Origin of the sequence: Streptomyces sp. NPDC056600, assembly GCF_042792855.1 — a bacterium.
In the GTDB taxonomy this organism is placed as follows: Bacteria; Actinomycetota; Actinomycetes; order Streptomycetales; family Streptomycetaceae; genus Streptomyces.
Genome location: NZ_JBHTVQ010000025.1, coordinates 1 through 16065, shown reverse-complemented (window position 1 = coordinate 16065; position 16065 = coordinate 1). Strand labels below are relative to the sequence as shown.

Here is a 16065-nt window from a genome sequence, read left to right as displayed (position 1 = left end):
AGTGGGGTGAGGAGGTCGTGATGCAGACCGAACTGGAGGACGGGTTCCAGGAGTTCGTACAGGCCCGGTGGCCCCGTCTGGTGCGGACCGCGTACCTGCTGACCGGCGACCGGCACCTGGCCGAGGACCTGACGCAGACCGCGCTCGCCAAGGCGTACCGCTCCTGGCGGCGCGTGCTGCGCGCGGACAGCCCGGAGGCGTACGTCCGGCGGATCCTGGTCAGCTGCAACAGCGACCGGTTCCGCAAACGCCGGGTGCCCGAGTCGCTGACCTCGGCGGTGCCCGAGCGGGCCGGCGGGGACGAGGGGGAACGGGCCGACACGCGACGGGCGCTGATGGCGGCGCTGGCCGCGTTGCCGGCCCGGCAGCGGGCGGTGATCGTGCTGCGCTACTGGGAGGACCTGTCCGAGTCCGAGACGGCCGCGGCCCTCGGCTGCTCGGTCGGCACGGTCAAGAGCCAGGCCGCCAAGGGCCTGGCGAAGCTGCGCGCGACACCGGGCCTGGCCGAGGCGCTGGACCGAGCGGCGAACGGGACGACGAGTGGGCAGGTCCGCACGGAACAGGGAGGGGCACGATGAACGGCAACGAGACCCACGGCGGCGCGGACTCGTCTCAGGAGGCCGCACTGCGGTCGCTGCTGGCCGAGCAGGCCGGAGAGCTGGATCCCTCCCCGGCTCCCTACGGGAGAATCCGCCACCGCGGCCGCATCGCCCGCCGGAAGCGGTCCGCCGTGCTGGGGGCCGCGCTGGCCGTCCTCGCCGTGGCGCCCCTGGGCGTGTACCGGCTGGCCGCGCCGGCGACCACCGGCGGGGACACGGTCGGCCCCGCGGCCGGGGGCCGACTGCTGGACGGAGTCACCCACGAGCAGGCGACCCGAGGACTGCGGGCGTGCCTCGACCACTGGCGCGAGGCGACCGCCGGCGAACCGCCGCCGTCCGGTCCCCTGCCCGTGGCGCCGCCCGTCGAGGAGTTCCGCATGCTGCTCGCCATGCGGGCCACCGTGACGGACGATCCGATGAAGGCGGGCTTCGTGGTCGTGGCGGTGGACGACGAGGCCGCACCGGGCCACGTCGCCCGCACCGTCTGCCACGTCAAGGACGGATCGAAGGCCTCCGGCGGCCAGGTTCGCGGCCCCGCGCGGGGCGCCGGGCCGGTGGCGCTGGACCGCGACATCTCCGTCCTCTCCCCCCGGTTCGACGACGGCTCCGGCAAGGGCTGGAAACTGCCCTTCCGATGGGGTGCCGTCGGCACGGTGACGCCCTCGGTCGCCCGGGTCACCGTCACGTACGGCGGCAGGACCGAGGAGGCGGCGCTGGACGAAGGCTGGTTCGTCGCCGCCGGTGAACTCGACCGCAAGGCGACCGCCCCACCGCACATCAAGGGGTACGACGCCGCAGGGGAGCTGGTCTACGACTCCGACCGGGACAAGGGGTACCCCCGGTCGCTGCCGTAGGGCTCAGGACGGCGTGCGGGCGGACTCCAGGAGGCGGGAGACGTCCGCGTCGGGGAGGGCCAGCGCCGCGCCCACCGTGGTGAGCGCGGCCCGCTCGACGGGCCGGTAGGGGCCGTCCGCCAGGGCGACGCGGGCGGCCTGGAGGAGAATCGATTCGCGTCCGAGCGGCGCGAGGTGGGGGGCGAGCGGGCCCAGCGCCTCGTGCAGTTCGAGGGCGATCGCCGCCTCGCAGGGGCGCCCCAGGGAGCGCGAGGCGTCCTCGTCGTCGACGACCCGGACCAGCAGGGCGAGTTCGTCGGCGGTGCAGTCGTCGAAGCCCGCGGCCCGCACGCCCTCGGCGGCGGTCTCCAGGGCGGTCCGGGAGCCGGCGCCGCCGGTCGCCAGGACCGCCAGGGCGACGGTCCGCACGGCGTCCCGCAGCATCGTGGAGAAGCGCGCGGTGGTGAGGTGGTCCAGGACCTCGGCGCCATACCGCGCGGCGCAGGAGGAGCACTCGACGACCGGCCCGGTCTGCCCGCGGCCGGCCAGCGGGACGCCGAGCACGGTGAGCCGCACCTGGCCGTGCAGGCGCCGGTAGTTGCGGTCCCCGCCGCAGCCGGGGCAGAAGAACTCGCCCTCGCCGGCGTCGGTCCAGCTGGTGCGCAGGCCCACCATCCGCAGTGCGCGCGCGGGGCGCCGTCCGCCGTCTCGTCCGCTCCCTGGCAGCACGTCGCACCTCCGTACGGGTAAGCCGCGGCAACATCGTCGCGCTCGGCGTGATGTTAGCCACACCACCGAGGCCGCGTCAGCACCCTGGAGGAGACCAATTCGTGATCATCCGCGCCAGGTGGCCGGAACGCGCCGGGGCCCGCCCGCCGGTGGACGGCGAGCGGGCCCCGGGAAGTCGCCCGGCCGGCCGGGCCGGGCGGAGTGATCAGCGGGCCGCGCGGTTGACGGCGGAGACGACCGCCTTCAGCGAGGCACGCGTCGTGTTGGGGTCGATGCCGATGCCCCACAGGACCTTGTCGCCGACGGCGCACTCGATGTACGAGGCGGCCTGCGCGGAGGCGCCCTCGCTCATCGTGTGCTCCTGGTAGTCCAGCAGGCGTACGTCGACGCCGATGTTCTGCAGGGCGTCGAAGAAGGCCGAGATCGGACCGTTGCCGGTACCGGTCAGCACCGTCGGCTCGCCGTCGACCGTGCAGCGCACGGTCAGCGTGTCGACGCCGTCCTGGTCGGTGGTGGTCTGGCCGGTCTCGACCTGGATGCGGCCCCACGGGTTCTGCGGGTTGGGCAGGTACTCGTCCTGGAAGATCTCCCAGATGTTCGTCGGCGTGATCTCGCCGCCCTCGGCGTCGGTCTTCGCCTGGATGATCTTCGAGAACTCGATCTGCATCCGGCGCGGCAGGTCCAGCTTGTGGTCGTTCTTCAGGACGTACGCCACGCCGCCCTTGCCGGACTGGGAGTTGACCCGGATGACCGCCTCGTAGGAGCGGCCGACGTCCTTGGGGTCGATCGGCAGGTACGGGACCGCCCACTCCAGGTCGTCCACCGTGACGCCCTGGGCGGCCGCGTCGGCCTCCATGGCGTCGAAGCCCTTCTTGATGGCGTCCTGGTGGGAGCCGGAGAAGGACGTGTAGACCAGGTCGCCCACGTACGGGTGGCGCGGGTGGACCTCCATCTGGTTGCAGTACTCCCAGGTGCGGCGGATCTCGTCGATGTCCGAGAAGTCGATCTGCGGGTCGACGCCCTGCGAGAAGAGGTTCATGCCCAGCGTCACCAGGTCGACGTTGCCGGTGCGCTCGCCCTGGCCGAACAGGCAGCCCTCGACGCGGTCGGCGCCGGCCATCACGGCCAGTTCGGCGGCGGCGACGGCGGTGCCGCGGTCGTTGTGCGGGTGGGCGGACAGGACGACGAACTCGCGGCGGGACAGGTTGCGGTGCATCCACTCGAACCGGTCCGCGTGCGTGGACGGCGTCGAACGCTCCACGGTGGCGGGCAGGTTGAGGATGATCTCGCGGTCCGGGCCGGGCTGCCAGACGTCCATGACGGACTCGCAGACCTCCAGAGCGAAGTCCAGCTCGGTGTCGGTGAAGATCTCCGGGCTGTACTGGTAGCCGAACTGCGTCTCGTCGCCCAGCAGCTTCTCGGCGTACTCCATCACCAGGCGGGTGCCGTCGACGGCGATCTGCTTGATGTCGTCCTTGGAGCCGCGGAAGACGACCCGGCGGAAGACCGGCGCGGTGGCGTTGTACAGGTGGACGGTGGCCCGGCGGGCGCCCTTCAGGGACTCCACCGTGCGCTCGATCAGGTCCTCGCGGGCCTGCGTCAGCACCGAGATGGTGACGTCCTCGGGGATGGCGTTCTCGTCCTCGACGATGGAGCGGACGAAGTCGAAGTCCGTCTGGCCGGAGGCGGGGAAGCCGACCTCGATCTCCTTGTAGCCCATCCGGACCAGCAGGTCGAACATGGCGCGCTTGCGCGCGGGGGACATCGGGTCGATCAGCGCCTGGTTGCCGTCGCGCAGATCGGTGGAGAGCCAGCGGGGGGCGGCGGTGACGCGCCGACCGGGCCAGGTGCGGTCGGGGATGTCGACCTGCTCGTAACGCCCGTACTTGCTGATCGGCATCGAGGAGGGCTTCTGGCGGTTCACCATGACGGATTCGGCTCCTTGGGTGTCCGGTGGACGTAGGTCCTGGAGGACGGCCGACTGTCGGCAGCAACGCCGGACACCGCGGGGAGGGGGTCGGCCTTGCGACTTACAGACCCTCGCCGCGGCAGCTAAGGAGGAGCAGCCAGTACCGCATGATGTGCCGCAGCCTAACCGAGCCACGCCACGATGCGCGGTCGTGTATCAGTATGCGGGACTCCCGCGATCAATCGGGCAAAAGGTGCCCGAGACCACAAGACAAGCGACAAAGCCGGTCATCGGCGGCGATGTTGGATCACTTACCGTCACTGCTAGTGACTTTTTCGTCACTCCTCGCGACCATGGGGAGGTATGAGCACAAACCGGGTCTTCTGCACGATCATCCCCCCGCACATCCTCGACACCCTCTCCCGGCACTCCGACGAGCTCGTCTCCGGCCGGGCCCGCCGCACGAGGGAGCGGGACTCCCTGGAGCGCACCCGCCGCCGGCTGAACGCCGTGGCCGGCGCGCGGATCCTCGCCCGTCCGGAGGCCGCCGAGGACGGCAAGCCGCACCGCACGATCTACGACGCGAAGAAGCGCGAGACCCTTCCCGGCACCAAGGTCCGCGGCGAGGGCCAGGAGCCCGGTCAGGACGCCAGCGTCAACCGCGCCTACGCCGGGCTGGGCGCCACCTTCGACCTGTTCCTGAAGGTGTACGGCCGCGACTCCATCGACGGCGGCGGCCTGCCCCTCGACGCCACCGTCCACTACGGCGTGGAGTACGACAACGCCTTCTGGAACGGCGAGCAGATGGTCTTCGGCGACGGCGACGGCGAGGTGTTCCTGGACTTCACCATCCCCGTCGACGTGATCGGCCACGAGCTCACGCACGGCGTCACCCAGTACACCGCCAACCTCGAGTACTACGGCCAGTCCGGGGCGCTCAACGAGTCGCTCTCCGACGTGTTCGGCTCGCTGATCAAGCAGCACACGAAGGGCGAGACGGCGGCGGAGGCCGACTGGCTGGTGGGCGCCGGGCTGCTCGCGCCGCGGGTGACCGGCAAGGCGCTGCGCTCCATGAAGGAGCCGGGCACCGCGTACGACGACGACGTCCTCGGCAAGGACCCGCAGCCGGGCTCCATGGACGACTACGTGGACACCCGCCAGGACAACGGCGGGGTGCACATCAACTCCGGCATCCCCAACCGGGCGTTCTACCTCGCCGCCACGGCGCTGGGCGGCCACGCCTGGGAGAAGGCGGGGCAGGTCTGGTACGACGTCCTCACCGGTGGCGACCTCAAGGCGGACGCGGAGTTCGCGGACTTCGCGCGCCTCACGCTGAAGGCGGCGGCGACGCGGTTCGGCGAGGGAGCGGAGGCCCAGGCGGTCGAGAAGGCCTGGCAGGAGGTCGGCGTCCTCAGCCGCGAGGCGTGACGGCGCCCGCGAGGCGTGACGGCGCCGCAAGGCGCCCGCACCGGGTGACGCCTTCCGCCCGCGTCGCGTGACGGTTCCCCACGACCGGCCGCGGCGCGGGCCCGGATGCGCTAGACAGGTGCCATGCATATCGAAGTGACACGTTCGGGCGGGTTCGCCGGGTTGGTCCGCCGCGCGCTGGTGGACACCGACGGGCTGGCCGACGCGGAGGAGTGGCACCGGCTGGCCGAGGCGGCCCTCGCCGACGGGGCGGGGCCGTCCCAGGCCGACTCGTCCGTCCGGGACGGGTTCCGCTACGAGATCGCGGTGGACGGCTCCCCCGGTGTGGAGGTCGGCGAGCAGGACCTGACCCCCGCCCAGCGCGACCTCACCGCACGCGCCCTCGCCGAGGGCACCCGCCTCTGACCTCTCGGGCCCCACCGGGCGCCAGGCACCGGCAGGAGCCGGGAGCTCGGTGCAAGGAGCAGGCCGCGCAAGGGTGTTGACCTTCCCCCCGCGGGGTGAGGAGGATCCGCCCCATGGCAGCCGACCCGCTTCCGCCGTTCCCGCCCGGTTTCCTCTGGGGCGCGTCCACCTCCGCCCACCAGATCGAAGGCGCCGCGGACCTGCGCGAGCGGTCCGTCTGGGACGTCTTCGAGGCGCGCCCCGGCAGCATCGCGGACGGCTCCACCGCCGCCGTGGCCTGCGACAGCTTCCACCGTCACCGCGAGGACGTGGAGCTCCTCGCCGGGCTCGGACTCGACGCCTACCGGTTCTCCGTCTCCTGGCCGCGCGTCGACTCCCCGGGCGGGCTCGATCACTACGACCGCCTGGTGGACGACCTGCTCGCGGCCGGCGTCCGCCCCGTGCCGACGCTGTTCCACTGGGACCTGCCCGCCGCGCTGGACTGGCGGGAGCGGGACACCGCCGCCCGGTTCGCCGCCTACGTGGAGCGCGTGGCGGCCCGGCTCGGCGACCGGGTGCGGACCTGGATCACCGTCAACGAGCCCGCCGAGCACACCTTCCTCGGCCACGCCCTCGGCGTGCACGCGCCGGGCCACAGGATGCTGTTCGAGGCGCTGCCGGTGGCGCACCACCAGCTCCTCGCCCACGGCCTCGCGGTGCGCGCCCTGCGCGCGGCGGGGGCCGCCGACGTCGGGATCGCCGTCTCGCACGCGCCGACCTGGCCCGTCTCGGAGCGGAAGGAGGACCTGGCCGCCGCCGATTTCTACGACGTCCTGATGAACCGCGCCTTCTCCGACCCGCTGCTGCTGGGCCGCTACCCGGAGGGCGTCGCGGAGCTGATGCCGGACGGCGCGGAGGCCGACCTGGAGATCGTCTCGGAGCGGCTCGACTGGTACGGCGTCAACTACTACGCACCCTCCCTCGTCGGCGCGCCCACCGGCGGGCCGAGCGCCTACGGCACCCTCGACGTCCCGCCGGAGATGCCCTTCTCGGTGCACGAGATCGAGGGCCGCCCGCGGACCGACTTCGGGTGGCCGGTGGTGCCCGAAGGGCTGACCGAGGTCCTCACCGGGCTCCGCGACCGCTACGCCGACCGGCTGCCGCCCCTCATGGTCACCGAGAACGGCTGCTCCTACCCCGGCCTGGACGACCAGGACCGGATCGCCTACCTCGACGCCCACCTGCGTGCCCTGCACCGGGCCCTGGAGGCGGGCGTGGACGTACGCGGGTACTTCGTCTGGTCGCTGCTGGACAACTTCGAGTGGGCCGAGGGCTACCGGCAGCGTTTCGGCCTGGTCCACGTCGACTTCGACTCCCCGGAGCGGACCCGCACCCCGAAGGCCTCCTACGCCTGGCTGCGCGACCAGTTGCGCGACTGCCTCCGGGCGCAGCGGTGACCACGGCGTCCGGCGCGGACGCGGAACCGACGGGCGCGGGCCCGGTGGGCGCGGGCCTCTCCGGCGCGGCCGTCGGCCGGCCCCTGTCCGAGGACCTGCCCGTCGGCGGCGGCGCGGACGGCGGGCCCCCGGTCGAGCCCACGAAGCGCGTGGGCGGCCGCTGGACGGCCTCGCTGTCGCTGGCCAACGGCGCGGTCTGGGTGGGCTGGTACGGCCCGATGCAGATCCTGCTGGCCTCGCAGACCGCCGCGTTCGCCGCCGGCGGCGACGCGGCCGGGGCGTTCGGCCTGGCCGGTATGACCAAGGAGACGATGCTGGCCTGGGTGACCGGCGTCGGCGCGGTGGTGGCGCTGGTCGCGAGCCCGGTGTTCGGCGCGCTGTCGGACCGCACCGCTTCCCGGTGGGGCAGGCGGCGGCCGTGGATCCTGGCCGGTTCGGCGAGCGGCGCGGTGTTCCTGGTGCTGCTCGGCCAGGCGCCCGGGCCGTGGACGATGCTCGTCGGCTGGTGCCTGGTCCAGCTGACGCTGAACGCCTCGTTCGCGGCGGTCACCGCGGCGGTCCCGGACCGGGTGCCCCGGCCGCAGCGGGGAACGGTGGGCGGGTGGCTGGGCGGCGTCCAGATCGTCGGCGTGGTGGCCGGCACCGCTCTGGCCGCCGCGGCGGGCGGCATCGGCGCCGGGTACGCGGCCTGCGCGGTGCTCAGCCTGCTCGGCGTGGTCCCGCTGCTGCTGCACCACGAGCCGCCGCTGCCCGGGGCGGAGCGTCCCGCCCCGGTGACGGCGCGCCGGTTCGTGGCCGGGCTGGGGTTCGACCCGCGCCGCCACCCGGACCTCGGCTGGGCCTGGCTGACCCGGTTCCTGATCAACCTGTCGAACGCCCTGGTGCTGCTCTACCTCCTCTACTATCTGCGCGACCGGGTCGGTCACCCCGACCCGGAGCAGGGCGTGCTGGTGTTGACCGTGGTCAACGCCGTGATGCTGCTGGCGACGGTGGTGATCAGCGGCGTGCGCTCGGACCGTTCGGGCCGCCGCAAGCCGTACGTGCTGTGGTCGGGGGTGCTGATGGCGGGGGCCACGCTGATGCTGGCCGGATGGCAGACCTGGTCGTCGGCGCTGGTGGCCGCGGCGCTGCTGGGCGTCGGCTTCGGCGTGTTCACGTCGGTGGACTTCGCGCTGATGACGGAGGTGCTGCCGCACGCGGCCGCCCGGGGCAAGGACCTCGGCGTGATCAACGTCGCCAACTCGCTGCCCCAGGTGATGGCGCCCGCGCTGGCCGCGCCGCTGGTCACGGGTCTGGGCGGGTACACCACGCTGTACGTCGTCGCGGGCCTGCTGGCCCTGGCCGGCGCCCTCCTCGTCCACCGGGTGCGCGGCGTCGACTGACCCGTGCCGCCGCGTACCGGGGCGAGGCCTGGGGCAGACTGGCGGAAACCGCACCACCGGCAAGAAGGCTCCGCCCGTGAAAGCGCCCAGGTACCCCGACGACGCCGCCCCCGACGCCGCGTCCCCCGACGATGCCGCCCCCGACGAGCCCACTCCCGGCCGGCCCGTCCCCGACGTGCCCGCCCGCGTCCCCGCCGACGTCGCTCCCGCCCAGGACCGGTCCGGCCCGCAGGTCGACCCCTTGGCGGCCCTGCGCGCCCCGGACGAGCCGCCGTGCGACGTGTTCCTGACCGGGACCGTCTTCCTGGACATCATCTTCACCGGGCTGGACCAGGCCCCCGTGCGCGGCACCGAGTCCTGGGCCCGCGGCATGGGCTCCAGCCCCGGCGGGGTCGCGAACATGGCCACCGCGCTGGCCCGGCTGGGGCTGCGCACCTCGCTGGCCGCGTCCTTCGGCGACGACCACTACGGCGAGTACTGCTGGGACGCGCTGGAGCAGGGCGAGCACATCGACCTGTCCCCGTCCCGCACGGTGCCCGGCTGGCACTCGCCGGTGACCGTCTCCATGGCCTACGAGGGCGAGCGCACGATGGTCTCGCACGGCCACGAGCCGCCGGAGCGGGCGCAGCCGTCGCCGGACCTGCCGCCGCGGTCACGGGCCGCGGTGGCCTCGCTCGCGCCGGGCCGCCGGGAGCCGTGGGTGGCGCACGCCGCGCGGGCGGGCGCGCTGATCTTCGGCGACGTCGGCTGGGACGACACCGGCGCGTGGGACCTGGCCGCGCTGCCGGACCTGGCGCACTGCGAGGCGTTCCTGCCGAACGCGGCCGAGGCGATGCGCTACACCCGCACCGACTGCCCGCGCCGCGCCGCCCACGCGCTGACCGAGCACGTGCCCGTCGCGGTGGTGACGCTCGGCGCGGAGGGCGCCTACGCCGTCGACGGGCGGACCGGCGAGGCGGCGGAGGTGCCGGCCATCGCGGTCGAGGCACTGGATCCCACCGGGGCGGGCGACGTGTTCGTGGCCGGGTTCGTCACGGGGACGCTGGCCGGCTGGCCGCTCGCCGACCGGCTGGCGTTCGCCGGGCTCACGGCGGCGCTGTCCGTGCAGGACTTCGGCGGGTCGCTGTCCGCGCCGGGCTGGGCGGAGGTCGCCGCCTGGTGGCGGACCGTGCAGTCCCTGGAGGGCCAGGACCCGGAGGGCCTGCGGCGCTACGCCTTCCTCGACGCCCTGATCCCCCGCCCGCTGCGCCGGGCCACCGCTCCCTGGCCCCGCCGCCGCGCCGTCCCCACCATCGGCTTCCGCCGCTCCGGCTGACCCGCCTCACACCGGGTGGCGCCTGCCCGGGGGCCGCCGGGTGTGAGGGCGCCCTGGCGTGGCAAAAGGCTTGGGGGCTTGACCGTGGCCCGTCGTACCCTGGGACACGGAAGGCCCCGTGTGACGGGCGAACTCCAGCGAGGAGGATGTGCAGGCCTCGAGCCGGCCCATGACGCAGACACCCCATGCTCCCGGTCCCGGTGAGGGACCCGCACGCGCCCAGATCACCATCCCCGCCAAGCACCCGATGGTGACGGTGCTCGGGTCCGGAGACTCCCTTCTGCGCGTGATCGAGACGGCCTTCCCCGGGGCCGACATCCATGTCCGGGGCAACGAGATCAGCGCGGTGGGCGACCCGGGGGACGTGGCCGTCATCCAGCGCCTGTTCGCAGAGATGATGCTGGTGCTCCGCACCGGGCAACCGATGACGGAGGACGCGGTGGAACGATCGATCGCCATGCTGAAGGCGGGCGGAAACGGCGGCGGCGAGGGCGGCGGTCAGGAGACCCCGGCGCAGGTGCTCACGCAGAACATCCTGTCCTCGCGCGGCCGCACGATCCGGCCCAAGACGCTCAACCAGAAGCGCTACGTCGACGCCATCGACAAGCACACCGTCGTGTTCGGCATCGGTCCGGCCGGTACCGGCAAGACGTACCTGGCGATGGCGAAGGCGGTGCAGGCACTCCAGGCCAAGCAGGTCAACAGAATCATCCTGACCCGCCCGGCGGTCGAGGCCGGCGAGCGGCTCGGGTTCCTGCCCGGAACGCTGTACGAGAAGATCGACCCGTACCTGCGCCCGCTGTACGACGCGCTGCACGACATGCTCGACCCCGACTCGATCCCCCGCCTGATGGCGGCCGGGACCATCGAGGTCGCGCCGCTGGCCTACATGCGCGGCCGGACGCTGAACGACGCCTTCATCATCCTCGACGAGGCCCAGAACACCTCGCCCGAACAGATGAAGATGTTCCTCACCCGTCTCGGCTTCGACTCCAAGATCGTGATCACCGGCGACGTGACCCAGGTCGACCTGCCGGACGGCACCAAGTCGGGCCTGCGGCAGGTGCAGCACATCCTGGAGGGCGTCGAGGACGTCCACTTCTCCCGGCTGTCGTCGCAGGACGTCGTCCGGCACAAGCTCGTCGGACGTATCGTCGATGCCTACGAGAAGTACGACAGCACGCACGGCACCGAGAACGGCGCCCACCAGGGCGGCCGCGGCCGGACCGGGCACAAGGGGAAGTAGAACAGCCGCACCATGGCGATCGACGTCAACAACGAATCGGGCACCGAGGTCGACGAAGAGGCGATCCTGGACATCGCCCGCTACGCCCTCGCGCGGATGCGCATCCACCCCCTCGCCGAGCTGTCGGTGATCGTGGTGGACGCCGACGCCATGGAGCAGCTGCACATCCAGTGGATGGACCTGCCGGGTCCGACCGACGTGATGTCCTTCCCGATGGACGAGCTGCGTCCGCCGTCCAAGGACGACGAGGAGCCCCCGCAGGGGCTGCTCGGCGACATCGTGCTCTGCCCGGAGGTCGCCGAGAAGCAGGGCAAGGAGGCGGAGACCGGGCACTCCATGAACGAGGAGCTTCAGCTGCTCACCGTCCACGGCGTCCTCCACCTGCTGGGCTACGACCACGAGGAGCCCGACGAGAAGGCCGAGATGTTCGGCCTTCAGGCCGCCATCGTCGACGGCTGGCGTGCCGAGAAGGGCCTCACCGGCCCGTCGCCCGCCCCGACCGTCTCATGACCGTCCAGCTGATCGTGGGCGTCGTCGCCCTGCTCGTCCTCGCCTGGCTCGCCGCCTGCGCCGAGGCCGGTCTGGCGCGGGTGTCGAGCTTCCGCGCCGAGGAGGCCATACGCACCGGCCGCCGCGGCAGCGCCAAGCTCGCCCAGGTGGCTGCCGACCCCACCCGCTACCTCAACGTGGCGCTGCTGGTCCGCGTGGCCTGCGAGATGGCGGCGGCCGCCCTGGTCACCTACGCCTGCCTCGACTTCTTCGCGGAGACCTGGCAGGCGCTGCTGACCGCCATCGGCGTGATGGTGCTGGTGTCGTACGTGGCGGTCGGCGTCTCGCCGCGCACCATCGGCCGCCAGCACCCGCTCAACACCTCGACGGTCGCGGCGTACGTGCTGCTGCCGCTGGCGCGGATCATGGGCCCGGTGCCCTCGCTGCTGATCCTCCTGGGCAACGCCCTGACCCCCGGCAAGGGGTTCCGCCGTGGCCCGTTCGCCTCCGAGGCCGAGCTGCGCGCCATGGTGGACCTGGCGGAGAAGGAGTCGCTGATCGAGGACGAGGAGCGCCGCATGGTGCACTCGGTCTTCGAGCTGGGCGACACCCTGGTGCGCGAGGTGATGGTGCCGCGCACCGACCTGGTGGTCATCGAGCGGTTCAAGACGATCCGTCAGGCGCTCACCCTGGCGCTGCGGTCCGGCTTCTCCCGCATCCCGGTCACCGGCGAGAGCGAGGACGACGTCGTCGGCGTCGTCTACCTCAAGGACCTGGTGCGGCGCACGCACATCAGCCGGGAGGCCGAGAGCGAGCTGGTCAGCACGGCCATGCGCGCGGCGGCGTTCGTGCCGGACACCAAGAACGCCGGCGACCTGCTGCGGGAGATGCAGCGGGACCGCAACCACGTCGCGGTCGTCATCGACGAGTACGGCGGCACGGCCGGCATCGTCACCATCGAGGACATCCTCGAGGAGATCGTCGGCGAGATCACCGACGAGTACGACCGCGAGCTGCCCCCGGTGGAGGAGCTGGACGACGGCTGCCACCGGGTCACCGCGCGTCTGGACATCAGCGACCTCGGCGCGCTCTACGGTGTCGAGGAGTACGACGACGAGGACGTCGAGACGGTCGGCGGTCTGCTCGCCAAGGCGCTGGGGCGGGTTCCCATCGCCGGCGCCTCCTCGGAGGTCGAGCTCCCCGACGGGCGCCGCCTCAGGCTGACCGCGGAGTCCGCGGCCGGCCGCCGCAACAAGATCGTGACCGTGCTGGTGGAGCCGGTGCCGGCTCCCGAGCCGTCGGAGGACGGGGAACGGCAGGACCGATGACCCCTCAGGAGCTGCGCGCGCTCTGCCTTTCGTTCAACGGCGCGTCCGAGGACTTCCCGTTCGGGCCGGAGACCTCCGTGTTCAAGGTGGGCGGCAAGCTCTTCGCCCTGTCGGCGCTCGACGCGCGGCCCCTGACGGCCAATCTCAAGTGCGACCCGGACGACGCGGTCCGCCTGCGCGAGGAGCACGAGGGGCTGGTCGTGCCGGGCTGGCACATGAACAAGCGGCACTGGAACACGGTGACCGTCGGCGGGGGAGCCGGGGCCCTGCCCGACGCCCTGATCCGCGAACTGGTCGAGGACTCCTACGACCTGGTGGTCGCCGGCCTCCCCCGCGCGGAGCGGCTGCGGCTGGACCGGCCGTAATCGCGTTGTCCTCGGGTCCTTCGGCCCGGCAGACTCACGGGGCATGACGATACGTTTCCCCAGGCCCCTGCGCCCAGGTGACCGGATCGGGGTCACCGCCCCGTCCAGCGGCGTGCAGAAGCCGCTGCTGCCCCGGCTCGACCACGCCGTCCAGGTCGTGCGCGACCACGGTTACGAGGTGGTGGTCGGTGAGTGCATCGGCACGCCCACCCACGTCAGCGCGCCGGTCGCCGAGCGGGCCGCCGAACTGACCGCCATGCTCACCGACCCCGAGATCAGGGCCGTGGTACCGCCGTGGGGCGGGGAGACGGCGATCGACCTGCTCCCCCACCTGGACTGGGACGCGATCCGCGCCGCCGAGCCGACCTGGGTGGTCGGCTACTCCGACACCACCGCCTGGATGACGCCGCTGACCTTGCTCACCGGCTGGGCGAGTGTGCACGGCAACAACCTGATGGACACGCCGTACGAGACGCCCGAGGGGCTGCTGTCCTGGCTGGACGTGGTGACCGCCCCGCAGGGCCCGGACCACCCGCTGACCCAGGTGCCGCCGGGCCGGTACCGGGTGTCGGGAAGCTTCGACGACTGGGAGTCCGACCCCGGCTTCAGCGCCCAGGGACTGAACACCGAGGGCCGCTGGACGCGCCTGGACGGCGACGGCGACCTCACCGTCGAGGGCCGCCTGATCGGCGGGTGCACGGAGATCGTCAGTCCGCTCGCCGGCAGCCCCTACCTGGACCTGACCGCCTTCGCCCGCGAGCACGCACCCGAGGGGCTGCTCGTCTACGTGGAGGCCTGCGAGGACAACGCCTACTCCATCGCCCGCCAGCTGCACGGCATGCGGCTGTCCGGCGCCTTCGACGCCGCCACCGCGGTCCTGGTCGGCCGGACCACCGCCCCCGACACCCCGACCATGACCCAGCACGAGGCGGTGCTGGACGCGCTCGGCGGTCTCAAGGTGCCGATCCTCGCCGACCTCGAGTGCGGGCACGTGCGGCCCTGGCTGCCGCTGGTGAACGGGGCGCGGGCCCGGGTGACGCACACCGCCGGGCGCGGCGAGGTCGTCCAGACGCTGGCCTGACGCCCGCGGCCCCGCCGGGGCTTCGTATGCTCGGACCATGACCGACAGCAGCGCGCTCGACCTCGACCCCGAGGACCGCAAGATCGTGACCCTGGCCCGCTCCGCGCGGGCCCGCAACGGCGTGCCGGAGGGCGCGGCCGTGCGGGACGAGACGGGGCGGACGTACGTCGCCGGGACGGTGGCCCTGGAGTCGCTGGGGCTGAGCGCGCTGCGCACGGCGGTGGCGATGGCCGTGGCCTCCGGGGCGAAGTCGCTGGAGGCGGCGGCCGTGGTGACCGAGGCGGACCTGCCCGCCGAGGACCTCGCCGCCGTCCACGACCTCGGCGGCGCCGGCACTCCCGTGCTGGTCGCCGGCCCCGACGGCGCGGTCCGCGAGACCCGGACCGTCTGACCGTTCCCGCGGAGCCCCGCACGCGCGGGACGGGGCTCCGCGGACCCCGTTGTGGGGCGGGTCACCCGCCCGTGCGGGCCGCGGGAGCGCCCGCCGGTACGAGGGCGGCCCGCGATCGGGGAGAATGGGCGGCATGAGCGTTCGTACACAGTCACCGCAGCCGTCCGAGGACCACCTCCACCGGGCCGGCTTCGCCTGCTTCGTGGGCCGCCCCAACGCGGGCAAGTCCACCCTCACGAACGCTCTGGTGGGCCAGAAGGTGGCGATCACCTCCAACCGCCCCCAGACCACCCGGCACACCGTGCGCGGCATCGTGCACCGCCCGGACGCCCAGCTGATCCTGGTGGACACCCCCGGCCTCCACAAGCCGCGCACCCTGCTCGGCGAGCGGCTCAACGACGTGGTGCGCACCACCTGGGCCGAGGTCGACGTGATCGGTTTCTGCCTGCCCGCCGACCAGAAGATCGGCCCCGGCGACCGGTTCATCGCCAAGGAGCTCGCGGCCATCAAGAAGGCCCCGAAGGTGGCGATCGTCACCAAGACCGACCTGGTGGACTCCAAGCAACTCGCCGAGCAGCTGATCGCGGTGGACCAGCTGGGCAGGGAGCTGGGCATCGCCTGGGCGGAGATCATCCCCGTCTCGGCGACCGCCGGCAAGCAGGTCGATCTGCTCGCCGACCTGCTGATCCCGCTGATGCCCGAGGGCCCGGCGCTCTACCCGGAGGGCGACCTCACCGACGAGCCGGAGCAGGTGATGATCGCGGAGCTGATCCGCGAGGCCGCCCTGGAGGGCGTGCGGGACGAGCTGCCGCACTCCATCGCCGTGGTCGTCGAGGAGATGCTGCCGCGTGAGGACCGGCCGGCCGACAAGCCGCTGCTGGACATCCACGCCAACCTGTACATCGAACGCTCCAGCCAGAAGGGCATCGTCATCGGCCCCAAGGGCCAGCGCCTGAAGGACGTCGGGATCAAGTCCCGCAAGCAGATCGAGGCGCTGCTGGGCACCCCGGTCTTCCTCGACCTGCACGTGAAGGTCGCCAAGGACTGGCAGCGCGACCCCAAGCAGCTGCGCAAGCTGGGCTTCTAGGAGCCCGGCGGGCACACGACGGCCCCGGGACCGCTCGTCGGC

Annotated in this window: 16 protein-coding genes; 14 read left to right on the top strand and 2 right to left on the bottom strand. The window is 72.9% G+C overall.

Annotation, left to right across the window (positions count from 1 at the left end; genetic code table 11):
* The first annotated feature begins 20 nt into the window (after positions 1–20).
* A complete protein-coding gene (locus ACFRAV_RS15030) occupies positions 21–578 on the top strand; it encodes a SigE family RNA polymerase sigma factor (RefSeq protein ID WP_382555336.1) in 558 nt (185 codons plus the stop codon).
* Positions 575–1453, top strand: coding sequence for a hypothetical protein (locus ACFRAV_RS15025; RefSeq protein WP_382555334.1), 879 nt, complete (start codon positions 575–577; stop codon positions 1451–1453). Before ACFRAV_RS15030 ends, ACFRAV_RS15025 begins: the two co-directional genes overlap by 4 nt.
* Before the next feature lie 3 nt (positions 1454–1456).
* Here the strand turns inward: ACFRAV_RS15025 and ACFRAV_RS15020 are convergent, their stop codons facing one another.
* Both ACFRAV_RS15020 and leuA read right to left on the bottom strand, forming a co-directional pair.
* Positions 1457–2161, bottom strand: coding sequence for a TerB family tellurite resistance protein (locus ACFRAV_RS15020; RefSeq protein ID WP_382555333.1), 705 nt, complete (start codon positions 2159–2161; stop codon positions 1457–1459).
* A 205-nt stretch (positions 2162–2366) separates the two neighbouring features.
* On the bottom strand, positions 2367–4088 hold the full coding sequence (gene leuA, locus ACFRAV_RS15015; RefSeq protein ID WP_382555330.1) for a 2-isopropylmalate synthase: 1722 nt from the start codon (positions 4086–4088) through the stop codon (positions 2367–2369).
* A gap of 345 nt (positions 4089–4433) precedes the next feature.
* Between leuA and ACFRAV_RS15010 the strand changes: the two genes are divergently transcribed.
* From ACFRAV_RS15010 to era, 12 genes are all read left to right on the top strand, one after another.
* Entirely contained in the window at positions 4434–5498 is a 1065-nt protein-coding gene (locus ACFRAV_RS15010) for a M4 family metallopeptidase (RefSeq protein WP_382555327.1), read from the top strand.
* Between the two features lie 123 nt (positions 5499–5621).
* A complete protein-coding gene (locus ACFRAV_RS15005) occupies positions 5622–5903 on the top strand; it encodes a protealysin inhibitor emfourin (RefSeq protein ID WP_382555325.1) in 282 nt (93 codons plus the stop codon).
* Positions 5904–6016: 113 nt separating this feature from the next.
* The gene (locus ACFRAV_RS15000; protein ID WP_382555324.1) at positions 6017–7339 is read left to right on the top strand and encodes a GH1 family beta-glucosidase; all 1323 of its coding nucleotides are present in this window, start codon (positions 6017–6019) and stop codon (positions 7337–7339) included.
* A gap of 95 nt (positions 7340–7434) precedes the next feature.
* Positions 7435–8721 carry an MFS transporter gene (locus tag ACFRAV_RS14995; RefSeq protein WP_382555496.1) on the top strand — a complete coding sequence of 429 codons (1287 nt, stop codon included), beginning with the start codon at positions 7435–7437 and terminating at the stop codon, positions 8719–8721.
* A 175-nt stretch (positions 8722–8896) separates the two neighbouring features.
* The gene (locus tag ACFRAV_RS14990) at positions 8897–10036 is read left to right on the top strand and encodes a PfkB family carbohydrate kinase (protein WP_382555495.1); all 1140 of its coding nucleotides are present in this window, start codon (positions 8897–8899) and stop codon (positions 10034–10036) included.
* Between the two features lie 169 nt (positions 10037–10205).
* Positions 10206–11282 carry a PhoH family protein gene (locus tag ACFRAV_RS14985; protein ID WP_382555322.1) on the top strand — a complete coding sequence of 359 codons (1077 nt, stop codon included), beginning with the start codon at positions 10206–10208 and terminating at the stop codon, positions 11280–11282.
* Between the two features lie 12 nt (positions 11283–11294).
* The gene (ybeY, locus tag ACFRAV_RS14980; protein WP_351114537.1) at positions 11295–11792 is read left to right on the top strand and encodes an rRNA maturation RNase YbeY; all 498 of its coding nucleotides are present in this window, start codon (positions 11295–11297) and stop codon (positions 11790–11792) included.
* Positions 11789–13099, top strand: coding sequence for a hemolysin family protein (locus tag ACFRAV_RS14975; RefSeq protein WP_382555319.1), 1311 nt, complete (start codon positions 11789–11791; stop codon positions 13097–13099). The genes ybeY and ACFRAV_RS14975 overlap by 4 nt, the downstream gene beginning before the upstream one ends.
* Entirely contained in the window at positions 13096–13464 is a 369-nt protein-coding gene (locus ACFRAV_RS14970) for an MmcQ/YjbR family DNA-binding protein (RefSeq protein ID WP_382555318.1), read from the top strand. Before ACFRAV_RS14975 ends, ACFRAV_RS14970 begins: the two co-directional genes overlap by 4 nt.
* A 43-nt stretch (positions 13465–13507) precedes the next feature.
* Positions 13508–14545 carry a S66 peptidase family protein gene (locus ACFRAV_RS14965; protein ID WP_382555315.1) on the top strand — a complete coding sequence of 346 codons (1038 nt, stop codon included), beginning with the start codon at positions 13508–13510 and terminating at the stop codon, positions 14543–14545.
* A 37-nt stretch (positions 14546–14582) separates the two neighbouring features.
* Entirely contained in the window at positions 14583–14936 is a 354-nt protein-coding gene (locus ACFRAV_RS14960) for a cytidine deaminase (protein WP_382555313.1), read from the top strand.
* Between the two features lie 133 nt (positions 14937–15069).
* Positions 15070–16023, top strand: a complete 954-nt coding sequence (gene era / locus ACFRAV_RS14955) for a GTPase Era (protein ID WP_382555311.1) — start codon at positions 15070–15072, stop codon at positions 16021–16023.
* Positions 16024–16065 lie beyond the last annotated feature (42 nt).

Coding starts and splice junctions, on each gene's coding strand:
- ACFRAV_RS15000 (WP_382555324.1), top strand. CDS start 6,017: ATGGCAGCCGACCCGCTTCCGCCGTTCCCGCCCGGTTTCCTCTGGGGC.
- ACFRAV_RS15030 (WP_382555336.1), top strand. CDS start 21: ATGCAGACCGAACTGGAGGACGGGTTCCAGGAGTTCGTACAGGCCCGG.
- era (WP_382555311.1), top strand. CDS start 15,070: ATGAGCGTTCGTACACAGTCACCGCAGCCGTCCGAGGACCACCTCCAC.
- ACFRAV_RS14985 (WP_382555322.1), top strand. CDS start 10,206: ATGACGCAGACACCCCATGCTCCCGGTCCCGGTGAGGGACCCGCACGC.
- ACFRAV_RS14960 (WP_382555313.1), top strand. CDS start 14,583: ATGACCGACAGCAGCGCGCTCGACCTCGACCCCGAGGACCGCAAGATC.
- ybeY (WP_351114537.1), top strand. CDS start 11,295: ATGGCGATCGACGTCAACAACGAATCGGGCACCGAGGTCGACGAAGAG.
- ACFRAV_RS14965 (WP_382555315.1), top strand. CDS start 13,508: ATGACGATACGTTTCCCCAGGCCCCTGCGCCCAGGTGACCGGATCGGG.
- ACFRAV_RS14970 (WP_382555318.1), top strand. CDS start 13,096: ATGACCCCTCAGGAGCTGCGCGCGCTCTGCCTTTCGTTCAACGGCGCG.
- ACFRAV_RS15025 (WP_382555334.1), top strand. CDS start 575: ATGAACGGCAACGAGACCCACGGCGGCGCGGACTCGTCTCAGGAGGCC.
- ACFRAV_RS14975 (WP_382555319.1), top strand. CDS start 11,789: ATGACCGTCCAGCTGATCGTGGGCGTCGTCGCCCTGCTCGTCCTCGCC.
- ACFRAV_RS15010 (WP_382555327.1), top strand. CDS start 4,434: ATGAGCACAAACCGGGTCTTCTGCACGATCATCCCCCCGCACATCCTC.
- ACFRAV_RS15005 (WP_382555325.1), top strand. CDS start 5,622: ATGCATATCGAAGTGACACGTTCGGGCGGGTTCGCCGGGTTGGTCCGC.
- leuA (WP_382555330.1), bottom strand. CDS start 4,088: ATGGTGAACCGCCAGAAGCCCTCCTCGATGCCGATCAGCAAGTACGGG.